This is a genomic window from Mangrovimonas sp. TPBH4 (genome assembly GCF_001280505.1).
Lineage (GTDB): Bacteria > Bacteroidota > Bacteroidia > Flavobacteriales > Flavobacteriaceae > Mangrovimonas_A.
The window spans coordinates 57,218-81,766 of the sequence record NZ_LBIO01000043.1; the positions used below are offsets into that span (position 1 = coordinate 57,218).

Consider the following 24,549-nt stretch of genomic DNA (forward strand, 5'->3'; position numbering starts at 1 on the left):
TTTAGAACTAAAAATCTTATGAACGTAAAAATTTTACGATGTACGACCACCAATTCATACCAACGTAAAAAATCATCGGTAAAGCGTAAAACGGTTCATCTTGTAATTGTGCAGTTTAGCTAATATACAATCAAAATGAACCTTGAAATTCTTTCAGGAACTCACCTTAACTTCGCATACGAAATCCAAAAACTATCGCCTAATTAATGTCAAGCTGAGCTTGCGGAGGAAAAATTATACTGCCTTAAATTAACAAGCTCTGCTTACTATTAAGAAGATTGCTCCACTTTAGCAAAAGCATAATCTGTATAGCCCTTTTTTCCTTGAGTATAAAATGTATCTTGATCCCATTTGGTCCATTCAATGCCTTTTTCAATACGCTCCACTAAATCTGGGTTGGAAATAAACGGTTTTCCAAAAGCTACCAAATCTGCATTGCAAGAAGCGATGACCTCATGCCCTGTTTCAGCATTGAATTTGTTATTAATCATTAAGGTGCCGTGGTACAAAGGCCTAAAGTGTTTGGCTACATTTGTAACGGCATATGGCACTTCCGACACGTCTGTAAATGGCTCTGATAAATGCACATAAGCCAAATTGTAATCATTCAATTTCTTAATGATATATTCAAAGGTTGGTATCGTGTCCTTATCTAAGGTGATTCCGAACAAATTATGTAAAGACGGATTGAAACGCACGCCAATTTTTTCCTGAGGCATCACTTCGCTCATGGCATCCAATACTTCAAAAAAGAAACGTGCCCTATTTTCAATTGAACCTCCGTATTCATCCGTACGTACATTAGAGGTTCCATTAAAGAATTGATGGAACAAATATCCGTTGGAAGAATGGATTTCTACCCCATCAAAACCAGCTTCCATAGCATTGGTAGCGGCATTCATGAAGTCATTGATAGTATCTTCTATCTCAAATTTAGTCATGGCTTTTGGGGTCACCGTATCCTTGAAGCCTTCAGGTGTAAAAGACTGTCCGTTAGGATTGATGGCCGAAGGCGCTAAGGGCAGTTCCCCTCGGTGAAAATCGGGGTGCGACATGCGGCCCACGTGCCATAATTGGATAAAGATCTTTCCTCCTTTATTATGAACACGTTTGGTCACCAGCTTCCAACCTTCTACCTGTGCCTTCGAGTAGATTCCGGGGGTATTGACATAGCCTACGGCCGCTTCAGATACTTGGGAACCTTCCGTAATGATCAATCCTGCCGAGGCCCTTTGCTCATAATAGAGTCCCTGTAATTCATCCGTAGGAACCCTTTCTTTATTTATGGCTCTACTACGGGTCATAGGCGCCATGACAATTCGGTTTTTCAGACTTAAATTCTTAGAGTGATAAGGTTGTAATAAGGCATTGTCTTTCATAATAATAAGGCTTTAGGTGAAACATTAAGCCCCCTACAATCATTTTGTCTTGGGATTGTAGAGGGCTTTTTCAAAACTTAAAATAATCTTTATGGTTAGGCCAATTCCGTTACAAACTCTTCTTTTGGCGTTCTAACTTTCTTCATATCTACCAACCAATCCTTTTCGGTATCTCTATACCCAAGAGCCAAAATCAAGTTACTTTTAAGTCCTTGAGATTTCAAATCCAACAACTCATCCAATTGATCTGGAATAAATCCTTCCATTGGGGTAGCATCTACTTTTTGCTCAGCCGCAGCTGCAATGGCCATAGCAAAAGCAATATAGGCCTGTTTAGCAGCATGATTGGCATGCCACTCCTCTCCTAGTGGTTCATACATTCCCCACAGACGGGTTTTGTAATCGTCCATAGTTTCTATAGGCAAATTACGCTCATTCATGGTTTTATTGAATACTTCTTCAATACGCTCCAAAGAATAGTTGTCCCAAGCAGCGAACACCAATAAGTGGGACGCATCGGTAATTTGAGGTTGATCAAAAGCAATAGGTCTGATCTTTTCTTTCAATTCTTGGTTGGTGATTACAAACACTTTATATGGTTGTAACCCCGAAGACGAAGGCGACAATCTAGTGGCCTCCAATATATAATCGATTTTATCCTGCGGTACAGTAGCGCCGTTCATAGCTTTTGCTGCATAACGCCAATTTAAATTCTCTACTAAACTCATAATCTTTAACTTATTTAATTGTCTCGACAAATTTACATATATTTGCTATAGAAAAGTAAGTACTTAACAAAAGTATAGTACTATACAAGAGTATAGTGACTTACATTAAATGAACTATTATGGGATTACAGGAACAATTGGAACTCATCGATAAAGCCGAAACATGCGAAAAGGCACATAGTACCTGTGTAGGCATTATTCAACCTGTTCAAGATGCACTCTATGTATTAAGTGGAAAATGGAAGTTGCCCATCATTATTTCCTTAACTTTTGGAAACAAGCGCTTTAGTGAAATTGCCAAGGAAATTCCTAAAATTAGCGATAGAATGCTCTCAAAGGAATTGAGGGAACTGGAAATGAATCATTTGGTAAAGCGTACCGTTTATGACAGCATACCGGTTGTAGTGGAATACGCCCTTACCGACTATGGAAAAACCTTGGATACCGCCATTGAGGAATTGTATAAATGGGGAAAGAACCACAGAAAACGCATTACGGGAAAGACCGAATAACCTTTTACTTTCATTAATGCTTATGAGTTGTGGAGGCTACTTTTTGGCGCTCTTTAAAAGAGATGTTTAGAATAAGTCCACCAACAATTAGTAATATCCCTAAAAGGCTCCAAAAGGAATACACATCCTTAAACCATAGTACTCCTATAATTAGGGTGAAAATAACTTCGATATATTTCATAGGCGCTACCAAGCCTGTTGCAGCAGATTGAAAAGCCTTAGTCATATACACTTGTCCAAAATAACCAAACACACCTAAAAACGCCAACATAATCCACTCTACGCCCTGTGGGGTAGTCCAATGTTTTAATGCCAATAAACAACCTGTAATTGTCGCAATCACCATAAAATAATTCACCACCACAACAGGATGATCCTTTGTGCCTATTTTATTGATAAGGGTATACACCAACCCACTAAAAACTGCTGCCAATAGTACCAAAACCAGTCCATATGTATGCAATTGCGTATCAAAGCCCTTCAATACCACAACTCCCGAAAAAGCCATTATAAAAAAAAGCCATTGCATTGGCTTAATTTTTTCCTTCAGAAACAAAACGGCAAAAATGGCCGCGAATATAGGAGCAATATATCGAAGTGATACTGCAGTGGCTACCGGTAAGTATTTCACGGACATAAAGAACAGCGTCATGGAGGTCACACCAACGATACCTCTCAATACCAAAAGCTTTTTCTGGTTTCCTAAAATAGGGATTCTATGTCTCAACAAATACCCAAATGTAAATATCAAAGACCCTAAGGACCTAAAAAACACCAATTGAAAGGCATGGATATTGGAGAGATATTTAACCGTCACATTCATAAGTGCAAAAGAAAATGTACTTAGGATCATGAATGTGATGGTCTTTTTTAAGGTCATAGGCAATTACAGTTGCTTATTTTGGAATTTGTTGGCTTAGGCAATGTAGCGTACCAAATCCCCATATCAGGTCAATAGCACTGATGCCTATCACCTCTCGGTCTGAAAAACAATCGGCTATTATGTTCAATGCTTCCCTGTCTTTAGCATCATTAAACGTAGGTACTAATACGCAATTGTTCAAAATCAAAAAATTGGCATAACTCGCTGGAAGTGTCAAATCCTCAAACAAAATTGGTCTCGGCATTGGCAAGGTAACAATATTAGGACTTTTTCCATTTTCCAACACAGCATTTTGCAAACGTTTCAAGTTGTCCTGCGAAGCATTATAGTTGGGATCCTCAGGATTAGATTCAACAACCGTAATGATGGTATTTTCGTTTACAAATCTACACAGATCATCAATGTGACCATGTGTGTCGTCTCCAACAATACCATCGCCTAACCAAATCACATTAGTAACGCCCAAGTATTCCTTAAAAACAGCTTCGTAATCACTTTTGGTAAAGCCCTCATTGCGAACTTGGATATTAGGGTCCATCAAACATTCTTCCGATGTCAACAAGGTTCCCTTTCCATTGACATCAATGGCGCCTCCTTCCACAATTACTGGCTTGCCATTATAGCTAACTTGACTAAGCGGCATGTTCAGCCTGTCGCTCACTTTTTTTGGAACATGCCTATCCAAAAGGTAATTTTTATACTTGGCCCAACCGTTGAAGTTGAAGTTAAGTGCTTCTCGTTTTCCATCGTTATAAACTACAATAGGCCCAGAATCCCTCATCCAACTTCTATTGGTTTTATGGATGATAAAAGTAATCTGCTCCAAATTGACATGAGCCGTGGTAAGCATACCTCCTACCTTTTCCTTTAAAGGCTCATCAGCAACTACCAAAAACACTTCTTCGTAGGTAGCCACTTTTTTAATGAACTCTACAAAGGCCCATTGAATGGCTTGGTATTTTCCAGGCCAATCATTGCCATTATGCGGGAAACACAACAAAACGCCCTGTTGGGGCTCCCATTCTGCAGGAAACCTTCTCATTAATCGATTGCTCTTTTGGTAATATCTTCAAAGGCATCAATACGACGGTCTCTAAAAAATGGCCAGTTTTGACGTACGTTCTCTTGAAGGTCCAAATCCACTTCAGCCATTAAAATTTCTTCTTGGTCGTGTGAAGCCTGTGCTAAAATCTCTCCCTGTGGTCCTGCAATAAAAGAAGCTCCCCAGAATTCAATTCCAGCGGTATTCGGTACATATTGCTCCAAACCAATTCTGTTGGCCGCAGCTACATAAACGCCGTTAGCCACTGCATGTCCTTTCATGACATTCATCCAAGCACCATATTGGTTTTCTCCATATTCCATTTTTTCATGGGGATGCCAGCCAATAGCTGTTGGATAAAATAGCACTTCAGCACCTTTAAGAGCGGTAAGCCGTGCTGCCTCAGGATACCATTGATCCCAACAGATAAGCGTACCAATATTTCCTTTTTTTGTGGGATTGTTTTTAAACCCTAAATCTCCCGGGGTAAAATAAAACTTCTCATAAAAATGAGGATCATCTGGAATGTGCATTTTACGGTATAATCCGGCTTCGGTACCATCAGTATCGATAATATAAGCACTGTTGTGATAAATCCCCGCCATGCGCTTTTCAAAAAACGGGACCACAATCACCACGCCTAATTTCTTGGCCAACTCACTAAACGCAGTAAACGACGTGCTGTAAAGAGGTTCTGCCAAAGTAAAATTATCGGTATCTTCAGTTTGACAGAAATAATGGCTACTATAAAGCTCTGGCAAACAAATGACTTCAGCTCCTTGTTTAGCAGCTTTTTCCACCCAACTAAGACACTTTTTAAGATTGTTTTCAGCTACGTCATTTAGGTTAAGCTGAACTACCGCAATGGTATATTTTTTATTGGACATATTACGATAATTAAAGGCTGTAAAATTACTTATTTTTTGGATTAAAGTTTAAAAAAAACTCTATTCCCACAATCCTAATGAAACCATTTCAGTTTCCACAACACATTTTTAAACGCCCATCTATCAACAACTTACAGAAAAGTGAAAATTCAAATCTCTACGAAATATTCATTTATTTCGATAAACTGCAGAGCCTAAACATTTTAACTGATAAAAATGTTCCTACAACAAACAATTTTGTGGTTACGTGTTTCATTTGCTACCTTTTTTATAGAAATATAAGGTTACTCAAATCTTATTAAAACCTAAAAATATGGATACAAATCTTTCTTTGTTCAATCAAATTAACAGTATATCATATTGGTTACTAATAGAAAGTAACTATAAGAGCTCCATTATTTTAGACTCTGAAAAAGACACCTATTATGTAAACATTAAAAAGGGGAACCAAGCTTTATACACCTATTGCATTAATCATTTTAGTAAGAAGAATAAGAACTTTTTAAAGTTTGAACTCATAGGTATCGTAAACAGTCTATTGCACATTAAACAAACAGTTACCGAGAAACAGCGCTACAGCGCCTAGATCAACCAAAGTTTATGAAGACAGCCTCCTAATACAATAGAATTAGGAGGCTGTTAACTTTTATAAAAATTTTACATAAGAACGGATTAATGCCAATAAATCCAATCGTTACAGCTACTTAGAATAATGTAAATATCCAATAGATGACAACGAGAATTGCGAACACAAAACTAATAGCAAAGTATTTAATAGAGCTATGGACACATCTAAATTTCCCATCAATAATCTTGCTCTCGGCATGGATTTGCTGCCCCAATTGTTCGTATAATTTTTGTTCGCTTCCGCAGATTTCTATTAAATGTTGGGTGTATTCTTCTATAGAACCAAATTTGTAAACCGCATCACTAAAGAAAAATACATTCTTCTCGTAACTGCGTTCTATTTGAGGCTTAAAACATTTAAAACAATAAAAAATGGACAGCAGCACAAAAAACATCCAACAGATAATCCCTATTTTAGGGAATATACCATCTTCAAACAATTCCGATAGCGTTTTTATTCGATCTACAAATATTCCCAAAATCAAACTGTGGAAAGAAAACACCACACCAGCCTTTAATTCTGAGGCGCGGATTAGCTTTTCCAATCGTTCCAACTGTTCCCAATAATTGTTAGGATCCTGAATTGCCATATGCTATCGATTTAATTGGTTGCTTTGCATCATCGTTGGGATGTGTCACAAAATACATTTTCATCATCCCTTTATTTTTCACATCTATTTCTCCTCTATACTCGCACTCAAATTCATCTTGAATTAATTGATGTGTGATAGCCGAAATATTGATCCTGCCTTCTTCTGAATTGGATTCCATCCTAGAAGCGATATTCACGGTATCACCCCATACATCATAGGCAAATTTCTTCCTCCCTACCACGCCTGCCACCACAGACCCTGTATGAATCCCTACCCGAATGATAAAATTCTTTTCAGTATGTTGATTTTTACTGATTTCTTCCACAAAAGTTACGATTTCAATGGCAGCTTTCACAATTTTTTTGGCATGGTCTTCAATTTCAAAAGGAAGACCACCTACGCACATGTAGGCATCCCCTATGGTCTTAATCTTCTCAAGTCCATACCGTTCGATAATCTCATCGAACTTTGAAAAATAGAAATCTACTGCTTCCACCAAAGCCTCTGGCGTCAAGTTTTCAGAATACTTTGTGAAGCCCACAAAATCCGTAAAGAGAACGGAAACCGAATCGAATCTATGTGATGTTACTTTACCATGTTCCTTGAGTTCCTTAGCGGTTTCTTCCGGTAGAATATTTAACAATAATTGATCGGAGCGTTGTTTTTCCTTCTCAATAATGCGTTTCGTTTTTTGGATGAAAGCATTTCTTCTAAAAAGCCCAACTGCCAAAAGACCAATTAAAAACAGAGCAATGGTAGTGGCAATAACAATGATTTTTTGAGTCCTTTTTTGTTGATTGAGCAGATCGACCTCCAGCTGCTTTTGGGCAACTTCAAAATCTGTACGCAAATCGGCCATATCCTGTACCTTTTGGATGTTGTTCAAACTATCCCGATACGCTACATGACTCTTATAAAAAGTATAAGCACTATCAATATCCCCCTGATGTTCCTTCAATTGGGAAATCAACAAATAGGCATCACTCATTTGTTCTTTAAGCCCATATTCCTTTGCCAAATCAAGACTTTGCTGAGCAAATTGCTGTGCCGTATCCATATCACCATGGGTCTCATAAATCTGGGACATATAGGTGAGATACACGGAAATGGGATAATAATCTTCTAAATCTTTTAAAATAAGTATGGCTTGATTTATATGCGCTTTCGCCTCTTCATGCCTACCCAAACTGGCATAGACCATCCCTAAGTTTCCATAATTATAAGCCATCCCAATGGGATGGTCCACTTTTTGAAAAATATCCCTAGAATTTTCAAAATATTGAAGTGCTTTATCGTAATCCTTGATATTAAAAAACTCATCACCGGCATTCAACAGTGCCGTTGCCAACTTGATAGTGTCCTTTGTTCTTTTTAGAACGGCTATTCCCTCATCATAATACTTTAGAGCATTGTCTGAATTTTCCATAATAGAATAAACATCTGCAATGGAAATCAACACTCCGCCCTCTCCTTTTACATCCTTCAATTCTTTGGCTAGGTTTAGACTAAGGAAATAGGCCTCCAAAGCTTCCACATTTTTTCCTAAATCCCTTAAAGCATTACCTTTTTGCAAATATCCACTGTGAACATAGTTTAAAGAATCAAGTAACCTGGCTTTGGCCAACAAGAGCTCTGCATATTCCAATTTACTACTGGGCTGTACTTGGTTTTCTGCAATATCCTTAATGAGCTGCAACTCGTTTTTAGGATCGGATTTTAATCTGTATAATTGCACAAGACTGTCTGCAATTTTTTGGTTTTGAGCAACACCAAAATTTATTAACAAACAAAATAACCCTATTACGAAATAGGGTTTTCTCCTGAAATCATACATTAGCAAACCGTTCCTAATTATTTATTTTAAGCTTTGGGTCATCAGAATAGGTCGCTCCGTCTCCATCTATTGTAAATCCAATACTATAGGTTTCAACAGCCCCTTTTTTAGGAGAGATAGACACCACAGAACCCACGTAATTCCCCGAAGCATCCTTTGAAGGGTCCCCATTAAGAAGGTCATAATCTGAATCAGGCTTTTTTGTAATCCCCGTCAAACTGTTTATGCCACTGCTATAATCAGGAACCCAGGTAATGGTATCACCAGTAGATACTTCGGTAGTTAAATTATCGTTTCCGGGGTCATCGCCTAGAGAATCTTTCAGTTTAAGTTTTGGAGGGTTTGAGCTGGAGTTTTTGAGGCTTACTGTAATAATAATGGCATTACTCATGATAACTATATATTAATAAGATTAAAAATTGAACTTTCTTAAGAAAGTAGAACCATTACGAAGTTAATCTAAGAGTAAATATGTGGGCTTTCAATTATGCTATCTCAATCAAAATCCTAAGTGAATAGATTAAATATACTACAATTGCCTGAATTAATCTAATTTATTTAATTCCTGAATCTTAACAAAAAAGCCTCCCAAACAGGAGGCCTTTATCTTTTCTTTATTTAATGCTCTAAAAGTTCATACCCCTGATCAATCCCTTTTTCAATGGCAGGCACTCCTTTTTCCATCCAAAGTGGTTTGGGAGCTCCTTTAAGGAAATAATCAAAGTACTGCGCCAACCTGATATTAAAATCTTTTTTGTTTTGGTATTTCTGTGGCCAATGTGGCTCACCTTCATAATTCAAAAACCATGATGGTTTCCCTAACCGTCTCAAGCTTACAAACAGCTCGATTCCTTGGTACCATGGCACATGTCCATCGGCATCATTATGCATAATCAGCAATGGCGTATGTACTTTATCAATATTAAAAATAGGGGAATTTTCAATGTAACGCCCTGGATACTGCCACGGTGTACCTCCTATTCTACTTTGCCCATGCTCATATTGAAACTGTCTGCTTAAACCGGTCCACCACCTGATTCCTCCATAAGCACTGATCATATTGGGGACAGGCGCTCCAGCCTCTGCTGCCTTAAACATATTTGTTTTGGTAACAAGATAAGCTATTTGATAGCCTCCCCAACTGTGGCCTTGAACCCCTATATTATCCTTATCTACAAAGCCTTTTTCAATTAAAGCAGTTACCCCAGGAAGCACACAATTAAATGCACTTTCTCCTGGATATCCTTCGCGATAAGTGACATCTGGATTAAAAATCAAATATCCTCTACTGGCATAAAAACTATAGTTGATTGTTGACCTACCGAACGAGGGTGTATGATGTTTGTGCAAGTTATTTGAACTTCGTTCATAGAAATTCACCAACATTGGATAGGTTTTGTTAGGATCGAAATTTTCTGGTTTCACCAACATTCCTGTCATAGGGATGCCACCCAATGAATTCCAATGTACCAATTCAATGGTTCCCCAATTATATTCTGATTGCTGAGGATTGGCATGACTCAAGCGAATATCGGTTTTAAAATCATCTTGCGTTAGTCTTATATCAGGAAACTCCTCAAAGGATTCCCTTGTAAACACCATAGTATTGTTCTCTTTTGCCTTTCTTGGTTTCCCAAATTTATAGGGTCCATACGTTAGCTCCTGAAGTTCCTTTGTTTTTGGATTTAATTGAGCAAATCCAGACGCCTTTGTCTCATCGTTGAAAACGGACAACAACCAAGTTTTTTTTACATCTAGGAAATCTTCGTCTTTATCCAATTTAAGATATCTATAAACCTTTTTAGACACTCTACCGTTGGTGAGTTTTGAACCTTTTCCCGTTTCTGGGTCAAACATCCATATGTCGTATCTGTCATATAGTACAAGGGCCTTGTCATTCTTTGTCCAACCAGCACTTCCATAAGCAGTTGCGGGCGCCGGCACATCGTTTAATTCGTCTGCCAAAAGCAATCCTTTGGTCAAGTTTACTTTGGTTCCTTTTTTAATATTATATGCAAACCAAACACTATCAATTTCCTGGTAACCATAAACATAATTACCCTTGGGGCTCAACCTTGCAGAAGGAATGGCACTTAAAATAGGTACTACTTCTCCATTTGTGGTATTCACTATAGCATAATCCTTTAAGCTCATTCCTGTCCATTGACTCTCCAATGTATAAGGTTGTGGGTTATTTGCTAAAGCCCAATTGGCATTGCCATGATCTGTGACAGTTACATTTGGAAAATTTTCTGTTGCCAATGGTACCACTTTCCCATGCTTTAGATCAAAAATAGTTGTATAGGATTTAATGCTGTCTTTCTTTAGGTCTAATTCCTGCACTGTATACAGTCGCGGTTCATCATAGGTCCAAACTTCAACATTCACTATTTCTTCTTCCAAAAGCGTTGTGTCCTTTATAACTGGAGGCTTTCTCAGCCCAAAAAACAATTTAGATTCATCCTTGGAAAATTCTAAATTTTCATAAGGAGACACCAAATACCCTTTTGGTGAATTTTCATTGCCCACTACTTTTTGAGCCAAAGGATCTCCTTCCTTCCAGACAAACAATTCATTAGGTCGTACCTGAACTTTGGTTGTATCTTGATCGGCAATAAACCCTAAATATTGACCAGTTTCACTAAAGCTTAAATGTGAATATGTCGCCGATTTAACTTCATGGACTTTACTTCTTTTTTTATTATCCAAATCGAGAACAAAAACACCTGCATTAAGATCGTTTTCATCACCTGTAGTAGTGTAAGCCAATCGCTTCCCAAATTTTGCAAAAGTGTAATTGGTGACATATTTAAGCGTGTCACGATGGTTAGTTGTTAAATCCAACAAGACCACATGGAACCCATTTTTATCACAGACTTTTTTCTCCTTTATATCTGAAGCCGTCTTTGAAGCGTCTATTTCTTTTGATTTTTCATTTGCCTCATCCAATTCCAAGACCACAAAACCTCCCCACTCTTCAGGAATTTGATAGGATTTAATATTTGCAAATTTTTCTAGTGTCCTTTTTTCTAAATTATAAATTGCCAAAGAATCATTAGGCATTGCTTTCTTCTCCACTTTTCTGCGCTTCATCTCTAATATAGAATCTTTCCATGGGTGAACCTCAAACAATACATATTTGGAATCGTTGGTAAACTTTCCTTTTTGAGCATGTTCATGTTTTAAAACCAACTTTCCAGAATTATCCTTAAGCTCTATGGTTGCATCAGAATTCTCCACAGCAATATCATAGACCACATACTGTCCGTTAGGAGATATTTGGGTATTTTCAATAGTCTTCCATTTAGCAACATCAGAATGGTCCATCACTTTTTTCTGAGAAAACATGGAAATAGTCAACAAGCACAGTAGGCCAAAAATGTAAATTTTCATCGGGAAATTTTTAAAAAAGCAAAGATAATTAATTAGAAAAAAACATTTGAAAATACCAATTCATTTGTAAATCAAAAGATAACAATAACAGAATGGTAAAGAATGGTTTTAAGCCATTGTTGATTGTTTCCAAAATATATTATAAAGATCATTTTTTATGGATTCTCAAAAATTGAGAATCCTTTATTTTTTTGAAATGGAAACATCTGATTGTTAATAAATTGTTGACAAGAACATCAAAAAGCTGACAGTTTAAGCCATTTTTTATTAATTTTATTTTTTAATCAAAGCCACAAATAATAGACCTTTTCATGAAAATATTTTTCAATGTTTTTATCTTTTTTTTATGCTGTTTCCAATTAGCAAGCGCTCAGCAAAACACTATAAAGCACAAAGTTAGGAAAGGTGAAAACGTATATCGTATTGGCTTAAAATACGACGTTAGTCCTGAACAGATCTATCAACTGAATCCTGGAAGTAAGGAAAGTATTTATGTCGGGCAAGTGTTAATTATTCCTTCATCGCAGGAAAATTCTTCCAAAACCAACATAACATCTCAAAATAATAACGGTAGTTTAACACATATTGTTCAGCAAGGTGAAACCAAATTTGGATTGTCAAAACAATTTGGAGTCACAATTGAAGAATTGGAACAAGAAAACCCGCATATTAAAGGAGGCTTACAAGTTGGCCACAAATTAACAATCAACAAAGGGGCATCAACCTCCAATAAAATGGCCTATACATCTTCAGATCCTTCAACCGTAAATGAAGCTGTGAAAACCTTAAAAAAATCGAATAGTAAAGTTGAATTCTATTCCTATGAAGTAAAACCAAAGGAAACCCTATATAGTTTATCTGTTAAAGCAGGAATGAAGCCATCAGAGTTTCTAATTTTAAATCCAGATTTAATTAATGGCGTTCAAATTGGGCAAAAAGTTAAAATGCCTAAAACAGGAACCACAACCGAAACGGTTGGCGTGACAGAAAACAATATAGGAACGTCTTCCACAATCGCTGCTTCTACCAAATACGACAATTTAGTCAGCACTTTAGACCATTCCAAAAAGACCGAATTAATCTTCCTGTTCCCTTACTCCGAGAAGGAATTAGGCGACGGTCTCCGAAAAGTGAATCAATTTTCGGAAGTTCAGGATTCTGTGCTTCGTCAAAATCTTGAATTCTACAGAGGAGCCCAATTAGCTATTGATTCCTTGAAAAAAATGGGAGTCAATTTTGATTTGGACATGGTTAAAATGGAAAATGAACAACTATTGTTAAAGCCAAATCCAAACAAAAATTTCCGTGCGGTTATTTGGCCATTTAAAAATACCAAAACAGAGGAAGCCACTCTTATGTTTGCTACACAAAATATCCCGGTAGTAACTTTGGAGAATACATCCACAAAACCAGGTTTGGTAAATATATATGAAGCGGTTCCATCACAAACCACACAACGTGAGGCCATTTTAAATTACATCAAACGCAACTCAAACAATAATGTTATTGTTATCAATGACAAATATCGAAGAGAAAGTAAAAACTTTATTAAAGATTGGTTGCCTGAAGCCCAATTCTTGGATGTTAAAAGCAATGGAACATTTAAGGATGATGACTTATTGGGCCTATTGAAAAATGGAGGGAACAATATCGTTATTTTTGACACCGACAAAAACAGTACCTACCTAAGCGCAACTACTTTGTTATTAAGCCAAGTAAGTAAGTACAATATTCAATTGGCGGTGATTGATTCCCATTTAATCCCTGATGACACCGAGGTGTCCTCCAAGAGGTTTAGAATTTTGAAATTGATGTACCCTTCGGCAACGGCTTTAAAACAATCCAATGCCACCAATCTATTCATCAAAAAATATAAATACCTATATAAAAGTACACCAACCCAAAACGTCATCTATGGATTTGACATTACTTATGATACTTTGCTGAGAATGACGCAATCGGGTTCGTTTGAAAAAGCAGTAAAAAACAATGTCACGGAATATGTAAATATCAAGTTTGACTATAGACCAAATGCCAAGGGAAGTTATGATAATAAAGGGGTTTATATCATCCAATATGATGCAGATAGCTTTTTAAAGGAGTTGAACTGATACAAGCCCGTAACATGCAATAGCGATCAAATCTGTAGGAAATTGTAATATTTTTTTACATTTGGGAGCATAAATTTGTTACCTAAAACTAATGACCAACAACTACCCTATTTATGAGAAAAGGTAAAAACTACGCTATAAGCAAATACCTTTTAGGTGTTTATATAGTTTTATTTGGTGGCCTTTTTAACTCATTAGCGCAATGTCCAACTGTTAACGACCCGGTTCAGACATTTTGTGATATTGAATCTGTGCTTGTATCCGATTTGATTGCCCAAGATAATGGTAATGGAATTGTATGGTATGACACTCCTACGTCTACAATCCCATTGGCAAGTACAGACGGTCTTATAAATGGAGAAGATTACTACGCCGATGACAATTCTGGATCTTGTGGGACGCGTCAACAAGTAACCGTCGTAATTTATGGGGCTCCAATTGGGTTTAACTTCCAAGGTGTTTGTGTTGAAACTCCAGAAGATGCCACTATTTCCGATTTAATTGCCATTGGGAATGATGTACAATGGTATCTTTCTTTTTCTGGAGGCACACCACTTCCTGATACTACGGTTTTAACCGACAATACCATTTATTACGCCGATCAGGCCAACCCTGATACAGGATGTAGAACCTCTAGACTATCGGTTTTAGTGAACATTGGATTGGTGCCTGTTCCATCTGGAAATGCCGTTCAAGAATTTTGTAGTGAATCGAACCCCACGGTAGCCGATTTAAGTGCTTCGGGGACCAATAATTGGTATGCTACTTCATTTTCATTCTTGCCCCTAGACCCTTCGACTCCTTTAGTTGATGGTGAAAATTACTATGCCACCACCATAGACCCTCCTTGTGAAAGTTTAGGGCGATTTGAAGTTACCGTAGTTATTAATTTGGCAAATGAAGCTGGTGAAGATGGCCTATTGGAAATTTGTGAAAATGAAATAATCATAAGTCCTATTGTAAACTTATTTGATTACCTGGAAGGGGCTCCTTCTAATACCGGAACTTGGGTAGGTCCAATATCCCCATCCAACGGAAGTACAGGAACCATAGATATGACAGGTCTTAATGCCGCTGGAAGTCCTTATGTGTTTACCTATTCTGTGGATGACACGGCTAATTGTCCAACGGCGACTGCAACTGTTACACTAACTGTTACCGAAAACTCCAATCCAGGTATTGATGGAACTTTAGTCCTTTGTAGCAATGGGGCTTCTGAAGACCTATTTAATAGTTTAGGAGGTACTCCAGAAACAGGAGGAACTTGGTCTCCTTCCTTGAATAGTGGAACCGGAGTTTTTGACCCCACTTTAGATACTGCTGGAGTATATACCTATACCGTAGCAGGAATACCGCCCTGTGGTGATACCACTGCTAGTATAACAGTGACTATTACTCCTGAACCAAATGCTGGAAATGATAACACCCTTGATATCTGTTCCAATGATGCACCTCAAGACTTATTTAATAGCCTAGGTGGTACTCCAGACACCGGAGGGACATGGTCTCCTTCTCTAGCCAGTGGTTCCGGAATTTTTGATCCTACCATGGATTTGGGAGGCATCTATACTTATACTATTACCGGAACTGCTCCTTGTGAAGACGCTTCAGCCATTATAATGGTGAACATCATTTCTGCTGTCAATGGAGGTACAAATGGTTCCTTAGAAATTTGTGAAGAAGATACAACGTTATATAATTTATTTGATAGTCTTGGAGGATCTCCGGATCTAGGAGGAACATGGTCCCCAACACTTGCCAGTGGTACAGGCATTTTTGATCCTTCTTTGGATACAGCAGGAACTTATACTTATACAGTTTCTGGTACTACACCTTGTTCAGACGCTTCTGCTTCTGTAACCATAACCATTATACCTAATGCGAATGCAGGAACGGATGGCACTTTGCAACTATGTGCTTCCGACACCGCTACCTACAACCTGTTTGACAGCCTAGGAGGTACTCCTGATGTTGGGGGAACTTGGTCTCCTGCTCTTGCCAGTGGTACGGGAGTTTTTGATCCGTCTGTCGATACCGAAGGAACCTATACTTATACAGTTTCTGGAACCGATCCTTGTGGGGATGCTTCCGCTTCTGTAACCGTGATTATTATTGAAGAGCCTAATGCAGGAATTGATGGTACCTTGGAAGTCTGTGAAAACGATGCGCTTCAAGACTTGTTTGATGCTTTGGGCGGTACTCCGGATCTAGGAGGAATATGGTCACCTGCACTTGGCAGTGGCACAGGCATATTTGATCCTTCTTTAGATTCCGAGGGAACTTATACTTATACTGTTTCTGGAACTACGCCTTGTTCAGACGCTTCTGCTTCTGTAACCATAACCATTACACCTAATGCGAATGCTGGAACGGATGGCACTTTGCAACTTTGTACTTCCGACACCGCTACCTACAACCTGTTTGACAGTCTTGGTGGTACTCCTGATGTTGGGGGAACTTGGTCTCCTGCTCTTGCCAGTGGTACGGGAGTTTTTGATCCTTCCGTGGATTCCGAAGGAACTTATACTTATACTGTTTCAGGGGTTTCGCCTTGTGTGGATGCTTCAGCTTCTGTAACCGTGAGCATTATAGAAGAGCCTAATGCTGGTACTGATGGGAACTTGGAAGTCTGTGAAAACGATGCGCTTCAAGACTTGTTTGATGCTTTGGGCGGTACTCCGGACCTAGGAGGTACTTGGTCCCCTGCACTTGTCAGTGGCACAGGCATTTTTGATCCATCCTTGGATTCCGAAGGAACTTATACTTATACAGTTTCTGGAACTGCACCTTGTACAGACGCTTCTGCTTCTGTAACCATAACCATTATTCCTAATGCGAATGCTGGAACGGATGGCACTTTGCAACTTTGTGCTTCCGACATCGCTGCTTACAACCTGTTTGACAGCCTAGGGGGCACTCCTGATGTTGGGGGAACTTGGTCTCCTGCTCTTGCCAGTGGTAGCGGAGTTTTTGATCCGTCTGTAGATACCGAAGGAACCTATACTTATACAGTTTCTGGAACTGATCCTTGTGGGGATGCTTCCGCTTCTGTAACTGTGAGTATCGAAGAGGAACCAAGTGCAGGTTCTGATGGGACCTTGGAAGTTTGTGAAAACGATGCTCCTCAAGACTTGTTTGATGCTTTGGGCGGTACTCCGGACGTAGGAGGAACTTGGTCCCCTGCACTTGTCAGTGGCCCAGGCATTTTTGACCCTTCTTTGGATTCCGAAGGAACTTATACTTATACTGTTTCTGGAACTGCGCCTTGTACAGATTCCTCTGCTTCTGTAACCGTAACCATTACACCTAATGCGAATGCTGGAACTGATGGCACTTTGCTACTTTGTGCTTCCGACACCGCTGCCTACAATCTGTTTGACAGCCTAGGAGGTACTCCCGATGTTGGCGGAACTTGGTCTCCTGCACTTGCCAGTGGTACGGGAGTTTTTGATCCTTCCGTGGATTCCGAAGGAACTTATACTTATACAGTTTCTGGAACAGATCCTTGTGGCGATGCTTCCGCTTCTGTAACCGTGAGCATTATAGAAGAGCCTAATTCAGGTTCTGATGGTATCTTGGAAGTTTGTGAAAACGATACTCCTCAAGACTTGTTTGATGCTTTGGGCGGTGCTCCGGATCTAGGAGGAGCATGGTCCCCAACACTTGCCAGTGGTACAGGCATTTTTGATCCTTCTTTGGATACAGCAGGAACTTATACTTATACAGTTTCTGGTACTACACCTTGTTCAGACGCTTCTGCTTCTGTAACCATAACCATTATACCTAATGCGAATGCTGGAACGGATGGCACTTTGCAACTTTGTGCTTCCGACACCGCTACCTACAACCTGTTTGATAGCCTAGGAGGTACTCCTGATGTTGGTGGAACTTGGTCTCCTGCTCTTGCCAGTGGTACGGGAGTTTTTGATCCGTCTGTCGATACCGAAGGAACCTATACTTATACAGTTTCTGGTACTGATCCTTGTGGCGACGCTACTTCTTCTGTAAACATTTCTATTATTGAAGAGCCCAATGCCGGAACGGATGGTATGTTAGAGGTTTGTGAAAATGATACCGAAACATACGATTTATTTGATAGTCTTGGCGGAACTCCTGACCTGGGTGGAATATGGTCTCCTGCTCTTGCAAGTGGCACTGGAGTTTTTAATCCTGCCTTAGATCCTTCTGGAGAATATACTTATACAGTTATCAATTCTGGCTGTGCTACAGAGATTTCTGCAACGGTAAGTGTCTCTGTTGTCGATAGTCCAATTATTTCTGACGCTCGCATACAAGTAGGTATGGTATGTTTGGGACTGTCCAATAATGTAACAATAACATTAGCACTTCAAGTGGAAGATGGGTTCTACGACATTACATATGAACTTACAGGTGCTAACAACACTTCTAATACAGTGACTACTGAATTTATTGGAGGCGATTCAATATTCACTATTCCCTCTAACGAATTAACTAATGTTGGGGAAACTACTATTACGATAACGGGGATTAGCTCTCCAGATGTTTCTTGTAGCCAACAAGGAACATTATTGGTTGCTACCTTTACAGTCCTTGATAATCCAACTCCAGAACTATCGGATAACGGTCATATTTTCTGTGGGGAATTTGAACCTACCATTGCAGAGCTTTCTGCAAATATTATAGATTCCAATATCATTATTTGGTATGATGCCCCGGTAGATGGTAATACTTTGGAAGACTCTCAAATCCTTGAAGATGGAGAAACCTATTATGCTGCCATGATTTCTGACAATGGTTGTGAAAGCATTATCAGATTGGATGTAACAGTGGCTCTAGACCAGTGTTTCATAATTCCAGATGGATTTTCCCCTAATGACGATGGCATTAACGATACCTTCACCATTCCTAATTTAAGAGATTTATACCCTGATTTTACATTGGAAATTTACAATAGATATGGCAACATTTTATACAAAGGAGATACCAATACACCCGATTGGAATGGTGAATCTAAAAAAGGCATAACTCTAGGAAATGGAGTTTGCCCTGTTGGTGTCTATTTTTACGTTTTGAATTTCAATGATGGTGATAAAAAAGCCATTCAGGGTCGAGTTTATCTAAGCAGATAGCCCTTATAAAAATAGTATATGACATTTAAAAATATAACATACCGCATCAGCATTTTGATGTTTTTATTAGGGTTGACAGCACAATCTCAACAGGATCCTCAATACACGCAATACATGTTTAACATGAGCGTCATTAATCCTGCCTATGCCACAGACGATCCTAACACCATCAATCTTGGTGGATTTTACCGAGCGCAATGGGTAGGTTCCGAAGGAGGTCCAACAACAGGTACTTTTTTTGCCCACACCCCTATTGCCAACCGTCTTGAAGGAGGTATTTCGGTAGTGCATGACCAAATTGGCGACGTAGTTAAAGAAACTAATGCCTATATAGATGTAGCTTACGTAATTCCAGTGAGCGAATACACAAAACTGTCTTTTGGAATTAAGGCTGGCGCCACCTTTTTTAGTACTAACTTTAATGGTTTTGTATATTCCGATCCACTTCCAGACCCTGCTTTTGCTTCCAATTTAAGTGAAATCTTTCCTAATATTGGAGCAGGTGCTTTCTATTTTGGTGAAAAGTTTTATGTGGGGCTTTCGGTTCCCAATATTTTAAAATCTGAACACCTAAAAAACGACAGCGGAATTGTTACCAGTGGCGCTGAGGAAATCCACTTCTTTTTAACTGGAGGTTATGTGTTCCAATTGAATGACAATTTAAAATTGAAACCGGCCTTTATGACTAAAGCAGTCTCTGGGGCACCAATGTCCTTGGACTTGACAACCAACGTCCTGATCAATGAATTGGTGGAATTTGGTGTTGGCTACCGATTTGATGATTCAGTAAGTGGATTGATCAATTTCAGAATTACAAAATCTTTAAGATTTGGTTACGCCTATGATTATACGCTTTCGAATTTAGGACGATTCAATTCGGGGTCGCATGAAGTTATGCTGCTATTTGATATCAGTAAATTTGGCGTTGGATATGATAAATCTCCAAGATTTTTCTAATAGCTTTTTAATATGAAAAACATTGTTTTACTATTCTCGTTTCTTTTCACAGTCTGCTTAGGATTTGGCCAAAAGGCCAGTGCCTCCAAAGCAAAAAAACTGTATGAAAACAGAGCATATTCTGAAGCTGCAGAAATGTACAAATCGCTTCCAAAAACAACGGAAAATCTTCAAAATTTAGGAGACTCCTATTACTTTAACGCCCAAATGAGCAATGCCAAAGATGCCTATAAACAATTGTTTGCAAGTAGTGATAGTTTAGCTCAAGCATATTATTTCAGATACGGACAGGCATTAAAGGCCACTGGGGATTTTAAAACGGCAGATAGTATCCTAAGCATTTATACTGGCGAACCTATGGATACCCCAAAACTGAAACGAACCCTCAGTAGAATTGTCCCCTATCTTTATGAGCTGACCCCTTTAAAAAATAGTACCTCGGGTGACTTTGGGATTAGCTGGTATGGCGACAATGTGGTGTTTTCATCCTATAGAAACAAAGACAATCCAACTTACGAATGGAACAACAAGCCTTACTTAGACTTGTACGAAGCCTCGCTTTCTGAAGAAAAGGATGCTTTGGAGAACATCTTGCCTTTTTCCGAGGACGTTAACACCAAAACCCACGAAAGCAATGCGACATTTACTTCGGATGGAAAAACCATGTACTTTTCCAGAACCAATGATAAACGTGTAAAAATTGGCGATGACAAAATTGCAACCATTAAATTGTATAAAGCAGAATTGGTAGATGGAAAATGGACCAATGTTGAAGTGTTGCCATTTTCAAGCGATACCTATTCTACACAACATCCGTTTTTAAACCCTAGCAACACAAAACTATTCTTTTCAAGTGATATGCCGGGCTCTCTTGGTTCTTTCGATATTTATTCTGTAGATATCACAGCGGATGGCTTTGGAACTCCCGTAAATTTGGGGGAGGTCATTAATACAGCGCATAGGGAGCAATTCCCTTTTATGGATCAAAGTGAGACCTTATATTTTGCTTCAGATGGACATCAGGGTTTGGGAAATTTAGACATTTTCATGAGTAATGGTTATGCGGGATTCTACTCAAAACCTATCAATCTGGGAGAAACTATTAACTCTGGAATGGATGATTTTGGGTATGTGTTGAACGAAGATGTTCAAAAAGGGTTTATCTCTTCCAATCGAACTGGTGAAGATCTTATTTATGCTTTTTTGCGAGTACCGAACAAGAAGCGTTACATTGTTGAAGGTGTAGTAATTGATAAAAACACCAAGGAAATTCTTCCAGGAACCACGGTTACCTTATACGATGACAAAGGAGAGGTTGTTGGACAAACCGTTGTTGGTGAAGATGCCAAATATGCCTTCAACACAAAGCCTAACCAGCTCTATAAAATTGTAGGTTATAGGGATTTTTACGCTGTTGGGGAGAAGGAATTTACAACAAATGACGACGGTAGATTTGAATTCAATATTGAATTGGAAATTGAATCCTACGATGATGCCGAGGATATTGTTGTCACTAAAGACGACGGCTACATCTATATTGAACTGGAAAATATTTATTTTGATTTTGGGAAGTGGGATATCAAACCGCAAGCAGCAAGTATTTTGGATATTATGGTAGGCCTATTAAAGAAATATCCTCGAATGGAAGTACAACTGGGTGCCCACACCGATTCCAGAAGTACTGAGCAATACAACCTAAATCTCTCCAATAACAGAGCGCAATCTACACTTGAATATCTTGTGGCCAACGGTATTGAGCGCTCCCGATTGAGATCTAAGGGATATGGTGAAAGTCAACCTTTGGTTGATTGTAAAGACGACTGTACAGAAGAAGAACATTCCATTAACAGGCGTTGCGAATTCTTAATTTTGAAATAAACTTGAATTATCTAGAACTAATTCAATAGCAATCGAAAAAAGCTGTTTCGTCTTGAAACAGCTTTTTTTAATTCTATAAAGTCAAAATTTATTTGCCTAAGGTTTTCGTATTTTCCTTCAGTTTATTAAAACTTTACCTTTTAAATCTGGAAAATAGTTGCAGGGTCTTTTTGGTATTAATGAAATAAACGCCAGTGAGCAATACTGCGGCAGCAACCATTGATTGAGCTGTTATTTGTTCATTTAAAAAGTACCACCCTAAAACCAATGCTACTATTGGGTTGACATAGGTTGAAGTAGCCACCTTTTCTGGGGACACCGTTTTCAATAGATAATTGAATGAGGTGAAAGCAACAATACTTCCCAATAAAATCAAGAGTACCATAGAAGTTAAAACAGAAGTTTTCCATTCCCAAGGCATGACCCATTGTTCACGAAAAATCAAACTAGCCAATAATAGCATAATTCCTCCTGAAAACATTTGATAACCTGTATTTACAAAATAGTTTTTGGGTAACTCTGCTTTCCCAACAAATAAGCTCCCATAAGCCCAGCTCAACATACAACATAAAATCATGAGCATACCCAATACCGAACCTTCTTGACTAATAATTTGGTTTTGGCTTACCAATAAATAGATGCCAATCACACCCAATATCACGCCAATAACAGACATTGGCTGTATTTTCTTTCCTTGTAAAATTCTCATCAAAATGAGTACAATCAATGGTTGCGCTGAAATTTCCAAAGCCGCAAAACCACTATCAACATATTTTAAGGCCCAAACAACAACACCATTGCCAAAGGTTAAAAATAAAAAGCCAGCAAAAATGGTATTCCTTAATTGCTTTGCAGAAATCCGCAATGAAATCCCCATTATTTTAGAAATGATGAAAATTAAAATTCCTGCCACAACAAACCTTACCGATGCCAACATAAACGGCGGCAATTGGGCTACGGCAATTTTATTCAATAAATATGTAGATCCCCAAATAACGTATATTGAGAAAAATGCCAATACGATTAATGTTGTTTTTTGCGATTTGCCCATTTGAATATTTTGAAACCGCAATATTACGCATAATCTACTATAAATCTGACTTTAAACTTATATATCAGCCTGCTTTAGGAGCAATATTTTGATTTACATGAAAGAGATTGTTTGGATCATATTTTTGTTTTATTTCAGCTAACCTAGCATAGTTATGTTTATAACTGGCTTTCACGCGTTCCTGCCCTTCATCCATCATAAAATTTGAATATGCCCCACCGGAAGAATACGGGTGAAGGGCATCCCAGTAAGCCTTGCACCAATCCGTAATTTTCGATGCATTGGAAGGACTTGGGTCCACCCCCACAATGACTCCCGCATATTTTGCATCCCTATAAGCCCAAGGCGTATCTTCTTTACTAGGTTTTGAAGCTGCTCCACTTATGGGATACATGTGCATTTGTGACAAGGGAGTTGGAATTTCAGAACCAAATTTTTTATGCTGACTTGCTGCCTCTGGCTGTATTTCATTATAAAAATCGGCTCTCCAGTACCACTGAAGCCCAGGAGGCATCATACCATCAAAAAGGGTTTGTATGGCGGGATAAGGCATTTCACCTACATGTTCAAAGAAAGGTTGTTGTTCCCTAACGGGTGCAAATACTTTTTCAAATTTATCAGGGTCTCCTGTATAGCACCACACAATACCACAAAACTGTTTGTTGTGCAAGTGTTCAGGGAAAGGAGGTCCAGGTACTACCAGTGTGGCAATAAACCCATTTAAATCTTCTGGAGCTTTATGAATAAAGCTATCAAACCAGGCCATAATGGCTTCGGTTTGCTCAATTGGCCAAAATGTTGGTCCTCCAATTACTGTTTTAAGTGGGTGTGCCTGAAATTTAAAGGCAGTTACAATACCATAATTTCCTCCACCACCTCTAATTGCCCAAAACAAATCAGGGTGTTGTGTTGCATTTACTGTTACAAAACTGCCATCGGCCAATACCATATCAGCCTCCAATAAGTTATCTATCGTCAACCCAAATTTTCTGGACAAATATCCTACACCCCCTCCCAGAGTCAAGCCACCAACGCCTGTGGTAGAAATTATTCCTGCGGGAATGACCAATCCAAAAGGGTGGGTTGCATGGTCCACCTCTCCCCAAAGGTTTCCGCCGCCTACCCTTACGGTATTCTTGGAAGTGTCCACCCTAACAAATTTGATTCCGGAAAGATCAATCACTAGACCATCATTGCAAAGCCCTAATCCTCCACCATTATGCCCTCCTCCTCTAACGGCAATTTCTAAATTATTGACTCTACCAAAATTTACGGCAGCAATAACATCGGCAACATCTACACACATCACAAAAAGACCTGGTTTTTTGTCTATCATCCCGTTGTAAACCTTCCTAGTCTCATCATAATTGGAACTTGAAGGAAGCACGACCTTCCCTCGAAGCTGCGACTTTAAATCCTCAATTAAAGAAGGATCTAAATCCTTAATAGTTTTCATAATAAATTTAAATTGATTAATACACTCAAAATTAACACCATACAATTCCATTAGGCATAAGGAATCGTCCAAAAATTCTCAGTTTTGGGTCATTAAGTAGATTGAAG

Annotated in this window: 17 protein-coding genes; 6 read left to right on the plus strand and 11 right to left on the minus strand. The window is 38.7% G+C overall.

Annotation, left to right across the window (positions count from 1 at the left end):
- Nucleotides 1-269: 269 nt before the first annotated feature.
- Together ZA05_RS07670 and ZA05_RS07675 are read right to left on the minus strand one after the other, a co-directional pair.
- Nucleotides 270-1,379, minus strand: a complete 1,110-nt coding sequence (locus tag ZA05_RS07670; protein WP_053991108.1) for an alkene reductase — start codon at nt 1,377-1,379, stop codon at nt 270-272.
- Nucleotides 1,380-1,474: 95 nt separating this feature from the next.
- Entirely contained in the window at nt 1,475-2,107 is a 633-nt protein-coding gene (locus tag ZA05_RS07675) for a nitroreductase family protein (RefSeq protein ID WP_053991109.1), read from the minus strand.
- A 119-nt stretch (nt 2,108-2,226) separates the two neighbouring features.
- On the opposite strand from ZA05_RS07675, the gene ZA05_RS07680 reads away from it, so the two are divergent.
- A complete protein-coding gene (locus ZA05_RS07680) occupies nt 2,227-2,619 on the plus strand; it encodes a helix-turn-helix domain-containing protein (RefSeq protein ID WP_053991110.1) in 393 nt (130 codons plus the stop codon).
- Nucleotides 2,620-2,632: 13 nt separating this feature from the next.
- Here ZA05_RS07680 and ZA05_RS07685 read toward each other — a convergent pair whose 3' ends face one another.
- From ZA05_RS07685 to ZA05_RS07695, 3 genes are read right to left on the minus strand one after another with little or no spacing between them, the layout of a single operon-like run.
- Complete coding sequence (locus tag ZA05_RS07685; RefSeq protein ID WP_082333716.1) at nt 2,633-3,499, minus strand: DMT family transporter; 867 nt, start codon at nt 3,497-3,499, stop codon at nt 2,633-2,635.
- Nucleotides 3,500-3,515: 16 nt separating this feature from the next.
- Nucleotides 3,516-4,544 carry an agmatine/peptidylarginine deiminase gene (locus tag ZA05_RS07690; protein ID WP_053991111.1) on the minus strand — a complete coding sequence of 343 codons (1,029 nt, stop codon included), beginning with the start codon at nt 4,542-4,544 and terminating at the stop codon, nt 3,516-3,518.
- Nucleotides 4,544-5,431 (minus strand): carbon-nitrogen hydrolase, encoded by an 888-nt coding sequence (locus ZA05_RS07695; RefSeq protein WP_053991112.1) that lies wholly within the window; start codon nt 5,429-5,431, stop codon nt 4,544-4,546. Before ZA05_RS07695 ends, ZA05_RS07690 begins: the two co-directional genes overlap by 1 nt.
- Before the next feature lie 313 nt (nt 5,432-5,744).
- Between ZA05_RS07695 and ZA05_RS07700 the strand changes: the two genes are divergently transcribed.
- Nucleotides 5,745-6,017 carry a hypothetical protein gene (locus ZA05_RS07700; protein WP_053991113.1) on the plus strand — a complete coding sequence of 91 codons (273 nt, stop codon included), beginning with the start codon at nt 5,745-5,747 and terminating at the stop codon, nt 6,015-6,017.
- 118 nt (nt 6,018-6,135) lie between these two features.
- On the opposite strand, the gene ZA05_RS07705 is transcribed toward ZA05_RS07700, so the two are convergent.
- The 4 genes from ZA05_RS07705 to ZA05_RS07720 all read right to left on the minus strand — a co-directional run bounded on the left by ZA05_RS07705 (nt 6,136) and on the right by ZA05_RS07720 (nt 11,878).
- Entirely contained in the window at nt 6,136-6,648 is a 513-nt protein-coding gene (locus ZA05_RS07705; protein WP_053991114.1) for a Pycsar system effector family protein, read from the minus strand.
- Nucleotides 6,629-8,386 carry an adenylate/guanylate cyclase domain-containing protein gene (locus ZA05_RS07710; protein WP_231632467.1) on the minus strand — a complete coding sequence of 586 codons (1,758 nt, stop codon included), beginning with the start codon at nt 8,384-8,386 and terminating at the stop codon, nt 6,629-6,631. Before ZA05_RS07710 ends, ZA05_RS07705 begins: the two co-directional genes overlap by 20 nt.
- A 112-nt stretch (nt 8,387-8,498) precedes the next feature.
- On the minus strand, nt 8,499-8,876 hold the full coding sequence (locus ZA05_RS07715; RefSeq protein WP_053991116.1) for a hypothetical protein: 378 nt from the start codon (nt 8,874-8,876) through the stop codon (nt 8,499-8,501).
- Nucleotides 8,877-9,103: 227 nt separating this feature from the next.
- A complete protein-coding gene (locus ZA05_RS07720; RefSeq protein WP_053991117.1) occupies nt 9,104-11,878 on the minus strand; it encodes a S9 family peptidase in 2,775 nt (924 codons plus the stop codon).
- 311 nt (nt 11,879-12,189) lie between these two features.
- Here ZA05_RS07720 and ZA05_RS07725 point away from each other — a divergent pair, with 311 nt between their 5' ends.
- The 4 genes from ZA05_RS07725 (at nt 12,190) to ZA05_RS07740 (ending at nt 21,935) form a co-directional block, all read left to right on the plus strand.
- Complete coding sequence (locus ZA05_RS07725; protein WP_053991118.1) at nt 12,190-13,989, plus strand: LysM peptidoglycan-binding domain-containing protein; 1,800 nt, start codon at nt 12,190-12,192, stop codon at nt 13,987-13,989.
- A 113-nt stretch (nt 13,990-14,102) separates the two neighbouring features.
- Entirely contained in the window at nt 14,103-19,100 is a 4,998-nt protein-coding gene (locus ZA05_RS07730) for a gliding motility-associated C-terminal domain-containing protein (RefSeq protein WP_053991119.1), read from the plus strand.
- Between the two features lie 18 nt (nt 19,101-19,118).
- Complete coding sequence (locus ZA05_RS07735) at nt 19,119-20,057, plus strand: type IX secretion system membrane protein PorP/SprF (RefSeq protein WP_053991120.1); 939 nt, start codon at nt 19,119-19,121, stop codon at nt 20,055-20,057.
- A 12-nt stretch (nt 20,058-20,069) separates the two neighbouring features.
- Nucleotides 20,070-21,935: an OmpA family protein gene (locus tag ZA05_RS07740; RefSeq protein ID WP_053991121.1), complete on the plus strand. Its 1,866-nt coding sequence runs from the start codon at nt 20,070-20,072 to the stop codon at nt 21,933-21,935.
- Between the two features lie 133 nt (nt 21,936-22,068).
- On the opposite strand, the gene ZA05_RS07745 is transcribed toward ZA05_RS07740, so the two are convergent.
- Complete coding sequence (locus tag ZA05_RS07745) at nt 22,069-22,986, minus strand: EamA family transporter (RefSeq protein WP_053991122.1); 918 nt, start codon at nt 22,984-22,986, stop codon at nt 22,069-22,071.
- A 64-nt stretch (nt 22,987-23,050) separates the two neighbouring features.
- On the minus strand, nt 23,051-24,442 hold the full coding sequence (locus ZA05_RS07750; protein ID WP_053991187.1) for an FAD-binding oxidoreductase: 1,392 nt from the start codon (nt 24,440-24,442) through the stop codon (nt 23,051-23,053).
- Nucleotides 24,443-24,549: the final 107 nt, after the last annotated feature.